We start from the raw sequence: 14,848 nt of genomic DNA on the forward strand, positions 1-14,848 counted from the left end.
CCATGGCTCTCAAGTTGAAGAGGGGCAAGTCGAAGTCCGCGGCGCGCAACCGCCGTCACCTTCGCGTCCGCAAGCACGTCTCGGGAACCGCCGAGCGTCCGCGCCTGGTCGTGAACCGCTCCAGCCGGCACATGTTCGTCCAGGTCATCGACGACAAGGCCGGTGTGACGCTCGCGTCCGCATCCACCATGGAAGCCGAGCTCCGCGCCGCGGAGTCGGACAAGTCGGAGAAGGCCAAGCGCGTGGGCGAGCTCGTCGCCGAGCGCGCGAAGGCAGCCGGCATCGAGGCCGTCGTGTTCGACCGCGGGGGCAACAAGTACCACGGTCGTGTGGCAGCCGTCGCTGACGGCGCCCGTGAGGGAGGTCTGGCACTGTGAGCGAGCAGAACACCGAGAACACCACCACCGAGACTCAGACCGAGTCCACCGGTGCAGAGCAGTCCAACCAGGGTAGCGGCGGCGGGCGCGGCGGCAATGACCGCGGCGGTCGCAACGATCGTGGCGGACGCGGTGGCAACGACCGCGGCGGCCGCGGCGGCCGTGGCGGCCGCGGAGGTCGCGACGAGGAGAAGGACAAGTTCCTCGAGCGCGTCGTGACCATCAACCGCGTGTCCAAGGTCGTCAAGGGCGGCCGTCGCTTCAGCTTCACCGCACTCGTCGTGGTGGGCGATGGCGAGGGCATGGTCGGCGTCGGCTACGGCAAGGCCAAGGAGGTCCCCGCGGCGATCCAGAAGGGCGTCGAGGAGGCGAAGAAGAACTTCTTCCGCGTCCCGCGCATCGAGGACCGCACCATCCCGCACCGCGTGCAGGGCGAGGCCGCCGCAGGCGTCGTCATGCTGCGTCCGGCCACTCCGGGTACCGGCGTGATCGCCGGCGGTCCGGTGCGCGCCGTGCTCGAGTGCGCCGGCATCCACGACGTCCTGTCGAAGTCGCTGGGCTCGTCGAACCAGATCAACATCGTGCACGCGACCATCGAGGCGCTGCGCATGCTCGAGGAGCCCGCTGCTGTGGCTGCTCGTCGCGGCCTGTCGATGGAGGACGCCATCCCGGCGCCCCTGCGCGGCATCCAGCAGAAGGCAGGTGCGTGATGACCACTCCGAAGCGAATCAAGGCTGACGGCCGGGACATCCGGATCACCCAGACCCGTTCCGTGGTCGGCCAGAAGCAGAACATGCGCGACACCCTGCGTTCCCTGGGCCTCAAGCGCCCCGGCAACGTGGTCGTCCGCAAGGCGGATGAGGTGACGGTCGGCATGGTCAACACCGCCGCCCACCTCGTGCAGGTTGAGGAGGCCTGATCATGGCTGAGCAGAACACCGACAGCGTCGTGTCCGTGGACGGCACGACCTCGAGCGCCCTGAAGATCCATCACCTGCGTCCGGCTCCGGGCGCCAAGAAGGCCCGCCAGCGCGTGGGCCGCGGTGAGGCGTCGAAGGGCAAGACCGCAGGCCGCGGCACCAAGGGCACCAAGGCCCGCTACCAGGTGCGTCCGGGCTTCGCAGGCGGGCAGCTCGCGCTGCACATGCGCCTGCCGAAGCTGCGCGGCTTCACCAACCCGTTCCGCGTCGAGTACCAGGTCGTGAACCTGGACCGCCTGGGGGAGCTGTTCCCCCAGGGCGGCACGGTGGACGTCGACCAGCTCGTGGCCAAGGGCGCGGTTCGCAAGAACCAGCCGGTCAAGGTGCTGGGCGACGGCGAGATCTCTGTGGCCGTGAATGTCACGGCGCACAAGTTCTCCAAGTCGGCCGCTGAGAAGATCTCCGCCGCGGGCGGTTCGACCACCGCTCTGTGATCCTGGCGGCGGGCTAGGCGATCCCCGAGGATCCGCCCCGAGTCCGCCACCGGATCGCGACCAGAAGGGCCTGTCTCCCTCACGGGGGACGGGCCCTTCTGCCGTCTGCGCAGGCGGAGGGCCGCCTTCGGCTGTGAGGAGGCGCTCCCGGGCCCGATGCGCTGATGCTGGACACGATGGTTAGACTTGCACGGGCCATCACAGCCCCATGCCGACCCCCGCCCGTCCCAGGGCGTTCGCCGGATGACGGAAGACCGGCCGACGGTCTGCCCCCACGACCAGAGGAGAGTCGATTGCTCAGCGCTTTCGGACGGGCGTTCAAGACTCCCGAGCTGCGGAACAAGCTGCTGTTCACCATCGGGATCATCGTGATCTACCGCCTGGGCACCTTTGTCCCGGCTCCCGGTGTGGACTACGGCAACGTCCAGCAGTGCCTGGCCCTGGGCAATGCCAGCGGCGGCGTCTACGACCTGGTCAACCTCTTCAGCGGCGGAGCCCTGCTGCAGGTCTCCATCTTCGCCCTGGGAGTGATGCCCTATATCACGGCGAGCATCATCGTCCAGCTGCTGCGAGTGGTCATCCCGCGCTTCCAGGAGCTGCATGAGGAGGGTCCGCAGGGCCAGGCCAAGCTCACGCAGTACACGCGCTACCTCACCATCGGGCTGGCGCTGCTGAACGCGACCACGATCGTCTCCCTGGCCCGGTCGGGCCAGCTGCTGGGCGACTGCCCGCTGCCGATCATCCCGAACGACTCGGTGCTGACCATCGCGATCATCATCATCGCGCTGACCGCCGGCACGACCGTGATCATGTGGCTCGGCGAGCGGATCACGGAGCACGGCGTGGGCAACGGGATGTCGCTGCTGATCTTCACCTCGATCGCGGCGTCGTTCCCGTCGGCCCTGGGCCAGATCTTCAACACGCAGGGCGCGCTGGTCTTCGGGCTCGTCTGCCTGGTGGGCCTCGTGGTGATCATCTGCGTGGTCTTCGTGGAGCAGTCGCAGCGCCGCGTGCCGGTGCAGTACGCCAAGCGGATGATCGGCCGCCGCACGATCGGCGGCTCGACCACGTACATCCCGCTCAAGGTCAACATGGCCGGCGTCATCCCGATCATCTTCGCTTCGTCCATGCTGATGCTCCCCGGGCTCGTGACCCAGTTCGCGGCGCCCACGGACGGCTCGCCCATGCCGGGGTGGATCAACTGGATCAACACCTACCTGGCCTCCGGCGACCACCCGGTCTACATGGTCACGTATTTCCTGCTGATCGTGTTCTTCACGTACTTCTACGTCTCGATCACCTTCAACCCGGAGGAGGTCGCCGGGAACATGAAGCGCTACGGCGGCTTCATCCCGGGCATCCGCGCCGGGCGGCCCACGGAGAAGTACCTGCAGTACGTCATCAGCCGCATCACGCTGCCCGGCGCGCTGTACCTCGGCGTGATCTCGATGATCCCGCTGGTGGCCCTGGTGCTCTTCGATGCCAACCAGAACTTCCCGTTCGGCGGTCCGTCGCTGCTCATCATGGTGGGCGTGGGCCTGGATACTGTGAAGCAGATCGACGCTCAGCTCCAGCAGCGCCACTACGAGGGCCTGCTGCGCTGAAGCGCTGACGTCGGCGTGCAGAGCGGGCCCGGCGCAGCCATCCACCATCCGCTCCAGATCAGGAGAAGCACATGACTCGCATGCTGATCATCGGCCCGCCCGGTGCGGGCAAGGGCACCCAGGCGGTGCGCATCGCCGAGCGCCTGGGGATCCCGGCCATCTCGACCGGGGACATCTTCCGGGAGAACATCCGCAGCGGCACCGAGCTCGGCAAGGAGGCCCAGTCCTACACCGATGCCGGCAACCTGGTCCCGGACTCCGTGACCAACCGCATGGTGCGCGATCGGCTGTCGTGGGACGACTGCGCCGAGGGCTTCCTGCTCGACGGCTACCCGCGCAACACCGCCCAGGCGGAGGAGCTCGACCGCATCCTGCAGGAGTCCGGCACCCAGCTGGATGTCGTCCTGCAGCTGACCGCGGATCGGGACGAGCTGGTCGCGAGACTGCTCAACCGCGCCCAGGAGCAGGGCCGCACGGATGACACCGAGGACGTCATCCGGCACCGACTGGACGTCTACGACCGCGAGACCGCCCCGGTGATCAGCCTCTACGCCGACCGCGGCTTGGTCACCGAGGTCGACGGCCTCGGCACGATCGACGAGGTCACCGATCGGATCGCTCAGGCCCTGGCCTGATCCGCCGCCGGACGGCGCAGCCTCCGAGAGCATGATGCACCCACGGGTGCGCGGCGCGGCGGAGACCACCATGGCCCCAGCGGGGTCGCACGACAGCGCAGGGCCGGTGCCGCGAGCACCGGCCCTGCGCACTGCCCGAGAAGAGAGGGGGCGGCATGTTCGGCCGCCGCAAGATCGAGTACAAGACCGATGAGCAGCTGCGCGGCATGGTCCGTGCCGGCGTGGTGACCTCCCGCGCGCTCGACGCCGCGGTGGCCGCCGCACGCCCGGGGGCCACGACGGCAGACGTCGACGCCGCCTTCCGCGAGGTGCTGGCCGCCAACGGGGCCACGTCCAACTTCCTGGGCTACTTCGGCTACCCGGCGACGGTCTGCGTGTCCGTCAACGAGGAGGTCGTCCACGGCATCCCGGGCGAGCGCGTCCTGGAGACGGGGGACATCCTCTCGATCGACGGCGGCGCGATCGTCGACGGCTGGAACGGCGACTCCGCCCGCACCGTGATCCTCGGCAACCCGTCGGAGGAGGACCAGCTGCTCTCGGACGTGACCCGCGAGGCCATGTGGCGCGGCATCGCCGCGGCGGCCACCGGAACCCGTGTCGGCGACATCGGCGCGGCGATCGAGGACCACGTGCGCGAGCGCGTGGGCCAGCGCCTGGGGATCCTGGAGGACTACGTGGGCCACGGCATCGGCTCGCAGATGCACATGGCCCCGGACGTGCTCAACTACCGCTCCTCGGGCGGCTCGCCGGCGCTCAAGCCGGGCATGTGCCTGGCCATCGAGCCCATGCTCGTCACCGGAGGCATCGCTACCTCGACCCTGTCCGATGACTGGACCGTGGTCACCGACGACGGCGGCCGCGCCAGCCAGTGGGAGCACTCCGTGGCGATCCACCGCGGCGGGCTGTGGGTGCTGACCGCCGAGGACGGCGGTGCCTCCGAGCTCGAGCCCCTGGGCGTCACGCCCGTGCCGATCCCCGGCAGCTGAGAAGACACAGCCCTCCCCTCATGAGCGACCCTGATCGGGACGCGCCGCAGAACCGACACCGCCCCACCGGGGCCTGGAGACATCGTGAGCCAGACCAACCAGCCGCTGCCGGATCCGACCGTGGGTCGGCCCGAGACGCCGATCGCCCCCGTCGAGGAGCTCGACGAGGCGCAGATCCTGGGAGATGACGCCGAGACCGAGATCTCGGAGGTCGAGACCGCCCAGCCGCCGGTGGACATGGAGCAGACCGACCCGGATGCCGGCACCGCGGACACCCCGCGCCCGGTGCCGGGCCAGCTCGTGTTCCAGGCCGCCCGTCGCGGCAAGCCTCCGCGCCATCTCGCCGACACGAACATGGCAGGACGCCGGGAGATGCTCAAGGAGATGGGGCACAAGCCCTTCCGCGCCGAGCAGCTCTCGCGCCACTACTTCGAGCGCTTCGCCTCCGATCCGGCGGATATGACCGATCTGCCCAAGGACGGGCGCGAGCAGCTGGTGCACGACACCATGCCCGAGCTGCTCAGCACCGTGCGCACGCTCAGGGCCGACGGCGGAGACACCGTCAAGCGCGTGCACCGGCTCTTCGACGGAGCCCTCGTGGAGTCGGTGCTCATGCGGTATCCGAACCGCGTGACCATGTGCATCTCATCCCAGGCCGGCTGCGGCATGAACTGCCCGTTCTGCGCGACGGGGCAGGCGGGGCTGACCCGCAACCTCTCGGCAGCCGAGATCGTGGGCCAGGTGGTCGAGGGCATCCGCATGACCCGCGACGGCGAGGTCGGGCGCCGCGAGCAGGATCCGCAGCGTGTCTCGAACATCGTCTTCATGGGGATGGGGGAGGCCCTGGCCAACTACAAGTCGACCATGCAGGCGGTCCACCGCCTGATCGACCCGGCGCCGGAGGGCCTGGGCATCTCGGCGCGCGGGCTGACCATGTCGACCGTCGGGCTCGTGCCGGGCATGCGCAAGTTCACCCGCGAGGGCCTGCCGATCACCCTCGCCCTGTCCCTGCACGCGCCGGACGACGAGCTGCGCGACGAGCTCATCCCGATCAACAACCGGTGGAAGGTCGACGAGGCGCTGGATGCGGCCCGTGAGTACTTCGATGCCACCGGACGGCGTGTGTCCATCGAGTACGCCCTGATCCGGGACATGAACGACCAGGGCTGGCGCGCCGACCTGCTCGGGGAGAAGCTCAACGCCCGCGGAGCAGGCTGGGTCCACGTCAACCCGATCCCGCTGAACCCCACCCCGGGCTCCAAGTGGACGGCCTCGCGCCGGGGCGTGGAGCAGAACTTCGTCGAGCGCCTGCGTGCCCACGGCATCCCCACGACCGTTCGCGACACCCGCGGCTCGGACATCGACGGCGCCTGCGGGCAGCTGGCCGCCGCGAGCTGAGCCGAGCAGCACTGGGCGACCGCCCGGAGGGATCGAGATCACCCTTCCTGCGGCCGAAGGAGGCCCCGGACCATCTTGTCCACAGGGCCGCAGTAGCGTAATGTCTTCTGCTGGTTGTCTGCGTATCCCTCTGCGTGCCCGGACATCGCCCCGCACCTGTCTCGCCCCCGGGCGTCGGCTGTCGTGCGCGGGACCGGAAGCAGCAGAGATCTGCAGACAGAGAGCCGAACCCCGCCCGTCTCCTTCGGGAGCGGGCACTGAAGTGAGCGGAGTACATGGCTAAGAAAGACGGAGTCATCGAGATCGAAGGCGGCGTGGTCGAAGCGCTCCCGAACGCAATGTTCCGGGTTGAGCTCGACAACGGCCACATCGTCCTGGCCCACATCTCCGGAAAGATGCGCCAGCACTACATCAGGATCCTCCCGGAGGACCGTGTGGTGGTGGAGCTGAGCCCCTACGACCTCTCACGGGGTCGGATCGTCTACCGCTACAAGTGAGTCGGAGAGTCGTCGGTCCTGCCGGCGGCGCCGATTCGTCCAGCAAACGCGAAGGAATGCGATGAAGGTCCAGCCGAGCGTGAAGCAGATCTGCGAGAAGTGCAAGGTGATTCGCCGCAACGGACGAGTCATGGTGATCTGCGAGAACCCGCGCCACAAGCAGCGTCAGGGCTGAATCAGCCCTGAGGCGAGATATCCGCCGCACCAGCGGCGGATGACAGAGGCACCGCTCCCGACCGGAGAGATCCAGGCGGGCACCCCCGGGCACGGAGGCCGGGGACCACGGAACAGGGCTCATGCCCACCGATGGACAGCGATGCTCCAGACCTCCGGAACGAACCGAGGAGAACAGCCGATATGGCACGTCTCGCAGGCGTCGATCTTCCGCGCGACAAGCGCGTGGTGATCGCACTCACGTACATCTACGGCGTCGGGCCGACCCGCGCCAAGGAGGCCCTCGCGGCCACCGAGATCCCCTCCGATGTCCGGGTCAAGGACCTGACCGACTCCCAGCTGGTCGCACTGCGCGACTTCATCGAGGGCAGCTTCAAGGTCGAGGGCGACCTCCGCCGCGAGGTCGCCGCCGACATCCGCCGCAAGGTCGAGATCGGCAGCTACCAGGGCATCCGCCACCGTCGCGGTCTGCCTGTGCACGGTCAGCGCACCAAGACGAACGCTCGCACCCGCAAGGGCCCCAAGCGCACCGTCGCCGGCAAGAAGAAGTAACGCGCTCACCTGATCTGAACCGGTGCGACCGCTCGTCGCGCCGAATGCACAGAAGACCACCACGCAGCAGGAGTAGAAATGCCCCCAAAGACTCGTGCGACCGCCGCTCGCAAGCCGCGTCGCAAGGACAAGAAGAACGTCACCCAGGGCCAGGCCCACATCAAGTCGACGTTCAACAACACCATCGTCACCATCACCGACCCGTCGGGTGCGGTCCTCTCCTGGTCCTCGGCCGGCGAGATGGGCTTCAACGGCTCCCGCAAGTCGACCCCGTACGCCGCTCAGATGGCCGCCGAGGCCGCTGCCAAGCGCGCGCAGGAGCACGGCGTCCGCAAGGTCGACGTCTTCGTGAAGGGCCCGGGATCCGGCCGCGAGACCGCGATCCGCTCCCTGCAGGCCACCGGCATCGAGGTCGGCTCGATCCAGGACGTCACCCCGAGCGCTCACAACGGCTGCCGCCCCCCGAAGCGCCGCCGCGTCTGATCACCGGCACGGCTGAGCCGCGATGGGGCCTCGCCCCTCGCGCCGGCCGTGCCCTCCGCAGCCGTCGGGCCCGATTCCGACGGCAGCGTCCAGAGAGTGCTCCACCACCTGCGTGCGTCATATAGCGGAGGCACGCCGAAAGGAAACATCAGTGCTCATTGCACAGCGTCCTGCCCTTTCCGAAGAGGTCGTGGCCGACAACCGCTCCCGGTTCACCATCGAGCCGCTGGAGCCCGGCTTCGGCTACACCCTCGGCAACTCGCTTCGCCGCACCCTGCTCTCGTCGATCCCCGGTGCCGCTGTCACCAGCGTGCGCATGGACGGCGTCCTCCACGAGTTCTCGACCATCGAGGGCGTGAAGGAGGATGTCACCGAGCTCATCCTGAACGTCAAGAAGCTGGCCGTGTCCTCCGAGGAGGACGAGCCCGTCACCGCGTACCTGAACAAGCAGGGGCCCGCCGAGGTCACTGCCGCTGACATCCAGGTGCCGGCCGGGGTCGAGATCCACAACCCGGGTCTGCCGATCGCCACGCTGAACTCGAAGGCCAGCCTCAACCTCGAGCTGACCATCGAGCGCGGCCGCGGCTACGTCACCGCCGCTCAGAACAAGCTGGCGGATGCCGAGATCGGCCGCATCCCGGTCGACTCGATCTACTCGCCGGTGCTCAAGGTGACCTTCCGCGTGGAGGCCACCCGTGTCGAGCAGCGCACGGACTTCGACCGCCTGGTCCTGGACGTGGAGACCAAGGAGTCCATCTCCCCGCGCGATGCCATGGCCTCGGCCGGCACCACGCTGGTGGAGCTGTTCGGCCTGGCTCGCGAGCTCAACATCGAGGCGGAGGGCATCGAGATCGGCCCGTCCCCGACCGACGCCGCCATGTCCGCCGACATGGCGCTGCCGATCGAGGATCTCGAGCTGACGGTGCGCTCCTACAACTGCCTCAAGCGCGAGGGGATCCACAGCGTGGGCGAGCTCGTGACCCGCTCCGAGGCGGACCTCATGGACATCCGCAACTTCGGCGCGAAGTCCATCGACGAGGTCAAGGCCAAGCTCCAGGAGCTGGGTCTGGCCCTCAAGGACTCGCCTCCCGGGTTCGAGGCCGCCGCGCGGCCCGCCGCCATCGACGACGAGAACCCGTTCGACGTTCAGTAATCCTTCCGCCTCTCCTCATCCGGACCACCGCGCGCCCCGAGCGCCGGACGGCAACGGCTGAGTCACTTCCAGGAGACCAATCACCATGCCTGCACCTACCAAGGGACCCCGTCTCGGCGGCAGCCCGGCGCACCAGCGCCTGATCCTGCGCAACCTGTCGCAGCAGCTCTTCGAGCACAAGCGCGTCACCACCACGGTGACCCGTGCTCGTCGCGTGCGCCCGTACGCCGAGAACCTGATCACCGCCGCCAAGAAGGGCGATCTCAACGCCCGCCGCAAGGTCCTGGGCCAGCTGTCCGACAAGTCCGTCGTGCACGAGCTGTTCACCACCATCGCCTCGGCGATGGAGGACCGTCCGGGCGGCTACACCCGCATCACCAAGATCGGCAACCGCAAGGGCGACAACGCGCCCATGGCGGTCATCGAGCTCGTCATGGAGCCCGTGGCCACCAAGGCGACCGTCGCCGAGGCCGAGGCGGCCACGCGCACTGCGGCTCCGGCCGCCGAGCCGGCCGCTGCCGCTGAGCCGGCTGCTGCCGAGGACGTCGTGTCCGACCCCTCGACCCCGCTGGCCGAGGAGGGCGGCGTCAGCGCCGCCGCCGCGGATGCCGAGGCCCAGGCCCAGGCCTCCGGCGACATCGAGGCCGACGAGTTCGCCGGCTCCGCCAAGCCGCTCGAGTCCGGGGAGACCCCCGAGGGCTTCACCATCAAGGGCAACAAGGACTCCATGAAGTTCCACGTGCCCGGCTCGCGCTGGTACGCCTCCACCCGCGCCGAGGTCTGGTTCGACACCAAGGCCAACGCCGAGGCGGCCGGGTTCGCCCCGGCAGGCGGCGCAGCCGCCCAGAAGATCGACGGCGAGTGATCTTCGGGCTCTGAGGCTCTCGGGTCTCGGGCCGACGACGGCCGCCGTGCGGATGCCTGCGCATCCGCACGGCGGCTTTCGCGTTTCCGCAGGGCCGACGGCGGCAGCAGCCGGGCCGTGCGCTGGTCGGGCAGCGATCGCGCACAGGACACTTGCCGGGGCTGAAGGATCCGCCCCGGTGAACCGCCCAGGAGCGCGGCAACCGATCGACGACGGATGAGGGAGGCGAGGCGATGAGCACGCAGAGGCAGAGCCCAGCAGGGGCGGGCGCCGCCGAGGCGGTGCGCTTCCGCCTGGACCTGGCCTACGACGGCACGCCGTTCGCGGGCTGGGCTGTGCAGCCCGGGCTGGAGACGGTCCAGGGCAGCCTGGAGGCTGCCCTGGAGCTGGTCGTTCGCGCTCCGGCCCGGCTCGTGGTGGCAGGACGCACCGATGCCGGTGTGCACGCCCGCGGGCAGGTCGCCCATGCCGATCTCACCGGCGAGCAGGCGATGCGGGTGCTCAGCGGTCGGGAGGGTCCGCGACCGGACGGACTGGAGCGGCGCCTGGCCGGAGGCCTGAGCCGGATCCTGGGCTCCGACAGGCGCCGACGGGGGCTTCCGGAGATCCCGGGGGCGATCGTCGTGCGACGAGCCAGGCCCGCCCCCGAGGGCTTCGACGCCCGATTCTCGGCGGTCGCGCGGCGCTACGTGTACCGGATCGACGACGGAGCGGCCGGCCACGACCCGCTGACCCGTAAGTCCACCTGGGCCCTCGATCATCGGCTGGACGAGACCGCCATGCGGGAGGCCGTCGAGCCGCTTCCGGGGCTGCACGACTTCCTGAGCTTCTGCCGCCCCCGGACGGGGGCGACCACCATCCGGGAGCTGCAGGGGATCTCCCTGCGGCGCACCGACAGCGGTCTGCTCGAGGTCGAGCTGCGCGCCGATGCCTTCTGCCACTCGATGGTCCGCTCGATCGTCGGCTCGATGGTCCGGGTGGGCAAGGGCGAGCGGCCCGCCTCCTGGCTGCGGGACAGGCTGGAGGAGCGGTCCCGGTCCTCCGAGACGCTGCTGGCGCCTCCCCGGGGGCTCGTCCTGGAGGAGGTCGTGTATCCGGAGGACTCGCAGCTGGCGCAGCGAGCCCGGCTCACGCGAGCGCGTCGGGAAGGGGCCTGAGCCGGGGCCGGCCCCGGTGGAAACGGACGGCCGCTTCGGGTAGGGTGGCGTGTTGTTGTGCGTGTCCCGCCTCGGTTCACGTGTACCCGGATCCGCCGTCCAGTTGCAGGGCACAGGGCGATCTGGTGCGCTGAGGTTCTGGGGACCCGGATGCTGCTCGGCCCTCACCCGAGCCCCGGAGGCACACGGAAACCGGCCCCTGACCCCAACTCAGGGCCACTCTTCATCGAACGAAGGCAGATCAACGTGCGCACGTATACCCCGAAGCCCGGTGACGTCCAGCGTGACTGGTACGTCATCGACGCGACCGACGTCGTCCTGGGCCGTCTGGCCAGCCACGCGGCAGTCCTGCTGCGCGGCAAGCACAAGGCCACCTACGCCCCTCACGTCGACACCGGCGATTTCGTGATCGTCGTCAATGCGGACAAGGTCGCCCTCACCGGCGACAAGCTGCAGAAGAAGATCGCGTACCGCCACTCGAACCACCCCGGCGGCCTCACCGCGACCACCTACGCCGAGCTGCTCGCCAAGAGCCCCGAGCGTGCGGTCGAGAAGGCCATCAAGGGCATGCTCCCCAAGAACAAGCTGGCGGCTCAGCAGCTGTCCAAGCTCAAGGTCTACGCCGGCCCGGAGCACCCGCACGGTGCGAACAAGCCCAAGACCTTCGAGTTCAACCAGGTCGCCCAGTAATCCGGGCCTACGAGAACGACTGACACAAGGAGAACATCGTGGCTCAGAATACTGATGAGCAGTTCGCGCAGGACGGTGAGGAGCTGACCTCCTACACCTCCGAGTCCACCGGCGCAGCCGCCGAGTCCGCCGTCGCCACCGAGCGTCCGGCGCTGACCGTCCCCGGCCAGGGCACCGGCCGCCGCAAGGAGGCTGTCGCTCGCGTCCGCCTGATCCCCGGCTTCGGCCAGTGGAAGATCAACGGCCGCACGCTGGAGGAGTACTTCCCCAACAAGCTGCACCAGCAGGAGGTCAACGACCCCTTCACGCTGCTGGACCTGCAGGGCGCCTACGACGTCATCGCGCTGGTGCACGGCGGCGGCCCCTCCGGCCAGGCCGGTGCCATGCGCCTGGGCGTCGCCCGCGCGCTCAACGAGATCGACGCGGAGCACAACCGCTCGACCCTCAAGAAGGCAGGCTTCCTGACCCGTGACGCCCGCGTCATCGAGTCCAAGAAGGCAGGCCTCAAGAAGGCCCGCAAGGCCCCGCAGTACTCCAAGCGCTGATCCAGCGCCTCTGCGCAGCTCCCGCCTGATCGGGACTGCCTGCCCCAGCGCCCCGTCGCACACGGACATCGTCCGTCAGCGGCGGGGCGCTGTCGCGTCGACAGGGCGCCTGCGACGGGACTCCTCGGCGGCTGTCCGTGCCGCTGCGACTCGTCGGCGGCGAGACCCGGGCCCAGTGTCCGGCCGAGCCACGACCCCGCATGTGGTGGATGGAATGCGTCAGCGCGGCCCACGGGCCTAGGATGTTGGATCGATGACACGAATCTTCGGAACCGACGGCGTACGCGGTCTGGCCAATGAGCTGCTCACGGCAGACATGGCGCTGGACCTCTCTCAGGCAGCGGCCATCGTGCTGGGCCACGACCATGCGGCTGATGGCCGCCGTCCCAGGGCTGTGCTCGCCCGGGACGGCCGAGCCTCGGGTGAGTTCCTGGGTGCGGCCGTAGCCGCCGGGCTCGCTGCCTCAGGCGTCGACGTCGAGGACGCCGGCACCGTGCCGACCCCGGCGCTGGCCTACCTGGTGGGCGACACCGAGGCGGACTTCGGCGTGATGATCTCCGCCTCGCACAACCCGGCCCCGGACAACGGGATCAAGTTCCTGGCCGCCGGCGGCAAGAAGCTGCCGGACGCTGTGGAGGACCGGATCCAGGCCGTCTACGACGCCAAGGACTTCCGTCGGCCCACCGGCGCCGGGGTGGGACGCATCCGCACCCTCACCGACGCCGAGGACCGCTACGTGATGCACCTGGTCGCGGCCATCCCGCACCGCCTCGAGGGGCTGAAGATCGTTCTGGACTGCGCCCACGGCGCCGCCTCCGGTCCGTCTCCGGACGCGTTCCGCGATGCCGGGGCCGAGCTGGTCGTGATCGGCGCCCAGCCCGACGGCCTCAACATCAACGACGGCGTGGGCTCGACCCACCTGGGGCCGCTGAAGGAGGCCGTCGTGGCCCACGGGGCGGACCTCGGCATCGCCCATGACGGCGACGCCGATCGCTGCCTGGCCGTGGACGCCCAGGGGCAGGAGATCGACGGCGACCAGATCATGGGCATCCTGGCGGTGGCCATGCACCAGGCCGGGCGCCTGAAGGACGACACCCTGGTGGTGACGGTGATGTCCAACCTGGGGCTCAAGCTCGCACTGCAAGAGCGCGGCATCCGGATCGTCGAGACCAAGGTCGGGGACCGCTACGTCCTCGAGGCCATGGTCGAGCACGGCTTCAACCTGGGCGGCGAGCAGTCCGGTCACGTGATCATGGCGGACTGGGCCACGACCGGCGACGGCCTGCTCACCGGCCTCATGCTGGCCTCTCAGGTGGCGGGGACCGGCCTGCCGCTGTCCGAGCTGGGCACGATCATGACCCGCCTGCCGCAGCGTCTGCTGAACGTGAAGGGCGTGGACCGCTCCGCCGCCTCGACCGACGAGGGCGTGGCGGAGGCCGTGGCGGAGTCGGAGAAGCGACTGGGGGAGACCGGCCGTGTGCTGCTGCGTCCCTCCGGAACCGAGCCCGTGGTGCGCGTGATGGTCGAGGCCGCCACGCAGGAGCAGGCCGACGAGGAGGCCGCCGCGCTGGCCGAGGTCGTGCGGCAGCGGCTCGCCCTGGGCTGAAGCCCCGGCTGAGACCCGCTGCCTGCTCGACTGAAGCGGCGACGCAGGATGAGGAGGAGCCCCGACGGCATCGCCCGTCGGGGCTCCTCCTGCTTCTGATCAGCGGCTCCGAGCGCAGAAGAAGGCCCCTGCCGCGAGTCGCGGCAGGGGCCTTCTTCTCTCTCCCAGCGCCGCCCGGCGCTGTGCTCTCAGATCATGAGGTGAATGGGGGTGGTGGAGCCTGTGGGGCTCAGACGGACGGCGTGTCCTTGGGCGAGACGCTCTCGGCCTGGCCGGCGCCCGGGACGAGCGCGTCGCGGATCTCGGTGAGCAGGGCGACCTGCGGGTCGACCTCCTCCTCGTCCGGGTTGATGCCGAGGCGCAGGTTGCGGCGCTCGATCATCTTGTTCATCGGCATGACGACCACGAAGTAGAGGGCCGCGGCGATGATGAGGAAGTTGATGATGACGGTGAGCCACGCGCCCAGGCGGACGTAGTTCTCGGTGCCGTTGACCTGGATGGCCAGGAACTGATCGAAGTTGGGGAACCCGATCAGGCCCGAGATCAGCGGCATGATGACCGAGTCCACGAGCGTGGAGATGACGGGGGCGAACGCGCCGCCCACGATGACGGCGACGGCAAGGTCGATGACGTTGCCCTTCATGATGAATTCCTTGAAACCCTGAAGCATGAGGGCAACAGTAGCGGTGAAGGACGTGTCAACCTGTTGCCGG

At 69.3% G+C, this 14,848-nt stretch carries 19 protein-coding genes; 18 read left to right on the forward strand and 1 reads right to left on the reverse strand.

What is annotated here, in order from left to right:
- Window positions 1-2: 2 nt before the first annotated feature.
- The 18 genes from rplR to glmM all read left to right on the forward strand — a co-directional run bounded on the left by rplR (window position 3) and on the right by glmM (window position 14,135).
- Window positions 3-377 (forward strand): 50S ribosomal protein L18, encoded by a 375-nt coding sequence (rplR, locus tag QSJ40_RS02570; RefSeq protein ID WP_024289933.1) that lies wholly within the window; start codon window positions 3-5, stop codon window positions 375-377.
- A complete protein-coding gene (gene rpsE / locus QSJ40_RS02575; RefSeq protein ID WP_285728483.1) occupies window positions 374-1,087 on the forward strand; it encodes a 30S ribosomal protein S5 in 714 nt (237 codons plus the stop codon). Before rplR ends, rpsE begins: the two co-directional genes overlap by 4 nt.
- Window positions 1,087-1,296, forward strand: coding sequence for a 50S ribosomal protein L30 (rpmD, locus tag QSJ40_RS02580; RefSeq protein ID WP_024289934.1), 210 nt, complete (start codon window positions 1,087-1,089; stop codon window positions 1,294-1,296). The genes rpsE and rpmD overlap by 1 nt, the downstream gene beginning before the upstream one ends.
- 2 nt (window positions 1,297-1,298) lie before the next feature.
- Window positions 1,299-1,790: a 50S ribosomal protein L15 gene (gene rplO, locus QSJ40_RS02585; protein WP_006213490.1), complete on the forward strand. Its 492-nt coding sequence runs from the start codon at window positions 1,299-1,301 to the stop codon at window positions 1,788-1,790.
- Between the two features lie 293 nt (window positions 1,791-2,083).
- Entirely contained in the window at window positions 2,084-3,394 is a 1,311-nt protein-coding gene (secY, locus tag QSJ40_RS02590; RefSeq protein WP_006213489.1) for a preprotein translocase subunit SecY, read from the forward strand.
- A 71-nt stretch (window positions 3,395-3,465) separates the two neighbouring features.
- Window positions 3,466-4,029 (forward strand): adenylate kinase, encoded by a 564-nt coding sequence (locus QSJ40_RS02595; RefSeq protein WP_285728486.1) that lies wholly within the window; start codon window positions 3,466-3,468, stop codon window positions 4,027-4,029.
- 155 nt (window positions 4,030-4,184) lie between these two features.
- The gene (gene map / locus QSJ40_RS02600; protein ID WP_285728488.1) at window positions 4,185-5,015 is read left to right on the forward strand and encodes a type I methionyl aminopeptidase; all 831 of its coding nucleotides are present in this window, start codon (window positions 4,185-4,187) and stop codon (window positions 5,013-5,015) included.
- Window positions 5,016-5,252: 237 nt separating this feature from the next.
- Window positions 5,253-6,413, forward strand: coding sequence for a dual-specificity RNA methyltransferase RlmN (gene rlmN / locus QSJ40_RS02605; RefSeq protein ID WP_081609413.1), 1,161 nt, complete (start codon window positions 5,253-5,255; stop codon window positions 6,411-6,413).
- Window positions 6,414-6,688: 275 nt separating this feature from the next.
- A complete protein-coding gene (infA, locus tag QSJ40_RS02610; RefSeq protein ID WP_006213485.1) occupies window positions 6,689-6,910 on the forward strand; it encodes a translation initiation factor IF-1 in 222 nt (73 codons plus the stop codon).
- A gap of 61 nt (window positions 6,911-6,971) precedes the next feature.
- A complete protein-coding gene (gene rpmJ, locus QSJ40_RS02615; RefSeq protein WP_006213484.1) occupies window positions 6,972-7,085 on the forward strand; it encodes a 50S ribosomal protein L36 in 114 nt (37 codons plus the stop codon).
- A 182-nt stretch (window positions 7,086-7,267) separates the two neighbouring features.
- Window positions 7,268-7,636 (forward strand): 30S ribosomal protein S13, encoded by a 369-nt coding sequence (gene rpsM / locus QSJ40_RS02620; protein WP_006213483.1) that lies wholly within the window; start codon window positions 7,268-7,270, stop codon window positions 7,634-7,636.
- 78 nt (window positions 7,637-7,714) lie between these two features.
- The gene (rpsK, locus tag QSJ40_RS02625; RefSeq protein WP_006213482.1) at window positions 7,715-8,119 is read left to right on the forward strand and encodes a 30S ribosomal protein S11; all 405 of its coding nucleotides are present in this window, start codon (window positions 7,715-7,717) and stop codon (window positions 8,117-8,119) included.
- Between the two features lie 151 nt (window positions 8,120-8,270).
- Entirely contained in the window at window positions 8,271-9,272 is a 1,002-nt protein-coding gene (locus QSJ40_RS02630; RefSeq protein ID WP_006213481.1) for a DNA-directed RNA polymerase subunit alpha, read from the forward strand.
- A gap of 85 nt (window positions 9,273-9,357) precedes the next feature.
- Window positions 9,358-10,137: a 50S ribosomal protein L17, sunset domain variant gene (gene rplQ, locus QSJ40_RS02635; protein ID WP_053447817.1), complete on the forward strand. Its 780-nt coding sequence runs from the start codon at window positions 9,358-9,360 to the stop codon at window positions 10,135-10,137.
- A 233-nt stretch (window positions 10,138-10,370) separates the two neighbouring features.
- A complete protein-coding gene (gene truA, locus QSJ40_RS02640; protein WP_285728494.1) occupies window positions 10,371-11,294 on the forward strand; it encodes a tRNA pseudouridine(38-40) synthase TruA in 924 nt (307 codons plus the stop codon).
- 246 nt (window positions 11,295-11,540) lie between these two features.
- The gene (gene rplM, locus QSJ40_RS02645) at window positions 11,541-11,984 is read left to right on the forward strand and encodes a 50S ribosomal protein L13 (protein WP_006213478.1); all 444 of its coding nucleotides are present in this window, start codon (window positions 11,541-11,543) and stop codon (window positions 11,982-11,984) included.
- A gap of 38 nt (window positions 11,985-12,022) precedes the next feature.
- Window positions 12,023-12,529 (forward strand): 30S ribosomal protein S9, encoded by a 507-nt coding sequence (gene rpsI / locus QSJ40_RS02650; RefSeq protein WP_285728496.1) that lies wholly within the window; start codon window positions 12,023-12,025, stop codon window positions 12,527-12,529.
- A 253-nt stretch (window positions 12,530-12,782) separates the two neighbouring features.
- The gene (glmM, locus tag QSJ40_RS02655; RefSeq protein ID WP_285728498.1) at window positions 12,783-14,135 is read left to right on the forward strand and encodes a phosphoglucosamine mutase; all 1,353 of its coding nucleotides are present in this window, start codon (window positions 12,783-12,785) and stop codon (window positions 14,133-14,135) included.
- A 229-nt stretch (window positions 14,136-14,364) separates the two neighbouring features.
- Here glmM and mscL read toward each other — a convergent pair whose 3' ends face one another.
- Window positions 14,365-14,805 (reverse strand): large conductance mechanosensitive channel protein MscL, encoded by a 441-nt coding sequence (mscL, locus tag QSJ40_RS02660; protein ID WP_051452684.1) that lies wholly within the window; start codon window positions 14,803-14,805, stop codon window positions 14,365-14,367.
- Window positions 14,806-14,848 lie beyond the last annotated feature (43 nt).

It is taken from the genome of Kocuria sp. NBRC 114282 (genome assembly GCF_030268385.1).
GTDB classification, from domain to species: domain Bacteria; phylum Actinomycetota; class Actinomycetes; order Actinomycetales; family Micrococcaceae; genus Kocuria; species Kocuria palustris.

Coding starts and splice junctions, on each gene's coding strand:
- rplR (WP_024289933.1), top strand. CDS start 3: ATGGCTCTCAAGTTGAAGAGGGGCAAGTCGAAGTCCGCGGCGCGCAAC.
- rpmD (WP_024289934.1), top strand. CDS start 1,087: ATGACCACTCCGAAGCGAATCAAGGCTGACGGCCGGGACATCCGGATC.
- rplO (WP_006213490.1), top strand. CDS start 1,299: ATGGCTGAGCAGAACACCGACAGCGTCGTGTCCGTGGACGGCACGACC.
- QSJ40_RS02595 (WP_285728486.1), top strand. CDS start 3,466: ATGACTCGCATGCTGATCATCGGCCCGCCCGGTGCGGGCAAGGGCACC.
- map (WP_285728488.1), top strand. CDS start 4,185: ATGTTCGGCCGCCGCAAGATCGAGTACAAGACCGATGAGCAGCTGCGC.
- rlmN (WP_081609413.1), top strand. CDS start 5,253: ATGGAGCAGACCGACCCGGATGCCGGCACCGCGGACACCCCGCGCCCG.
- infA (WP_006213485.1), top strand. CDS start 6,689: ATGGCTAAGAAAGACGGAGTCATCGAGATCGAAGGCGGCGTGGTCGAA.
- rpmJ (WP_006213484.1), top strand. CDS start 6,972: ATGAAGGTCCAGCCGAGCGTGAAGCAGATCTGCGAGAAGTGCAAGGTG.
- rpsM (WP_006213483.1), top strand. CDS start 7,268: ATGGCACGTCTCGCAGGCGTCGATCTTCCGCGCGACAAGCGCGTGGTG.
- rpsK (WP_006213482.1), top strand. CDS start 7,715: ATGCCCCCAAAGACTCGTGCGACCGCCGCTCGCAAGCCGCGTCGCAAG.
- rplQ (WP_053447817.1), top strand. CDS start 9,358: ATGCCTGCACCTACCAAGGGACCCCGTCTCGGCGGCAGCCCGGCGCAC.
- truA (WP_285728494.1), top strand. CDS start 10,371: ATGAGCACGCAGAGGCAGAGCCCAGCAGGGGCGGGCGCCGCCGAGGCG.
- glmM (WP_285728498.1), top strand. CDS start 12,783: ATGACACGAATCTTCGGAACCGACGGCGTACGCGGTCTGGCCAATGAG.
- mscL (WP_051452684.1), bottom strand. CDS start 14,805: ATGCTTCAGGGTTTCAAGGAATTCATCATGAAGGGCAACGTCATCGAC.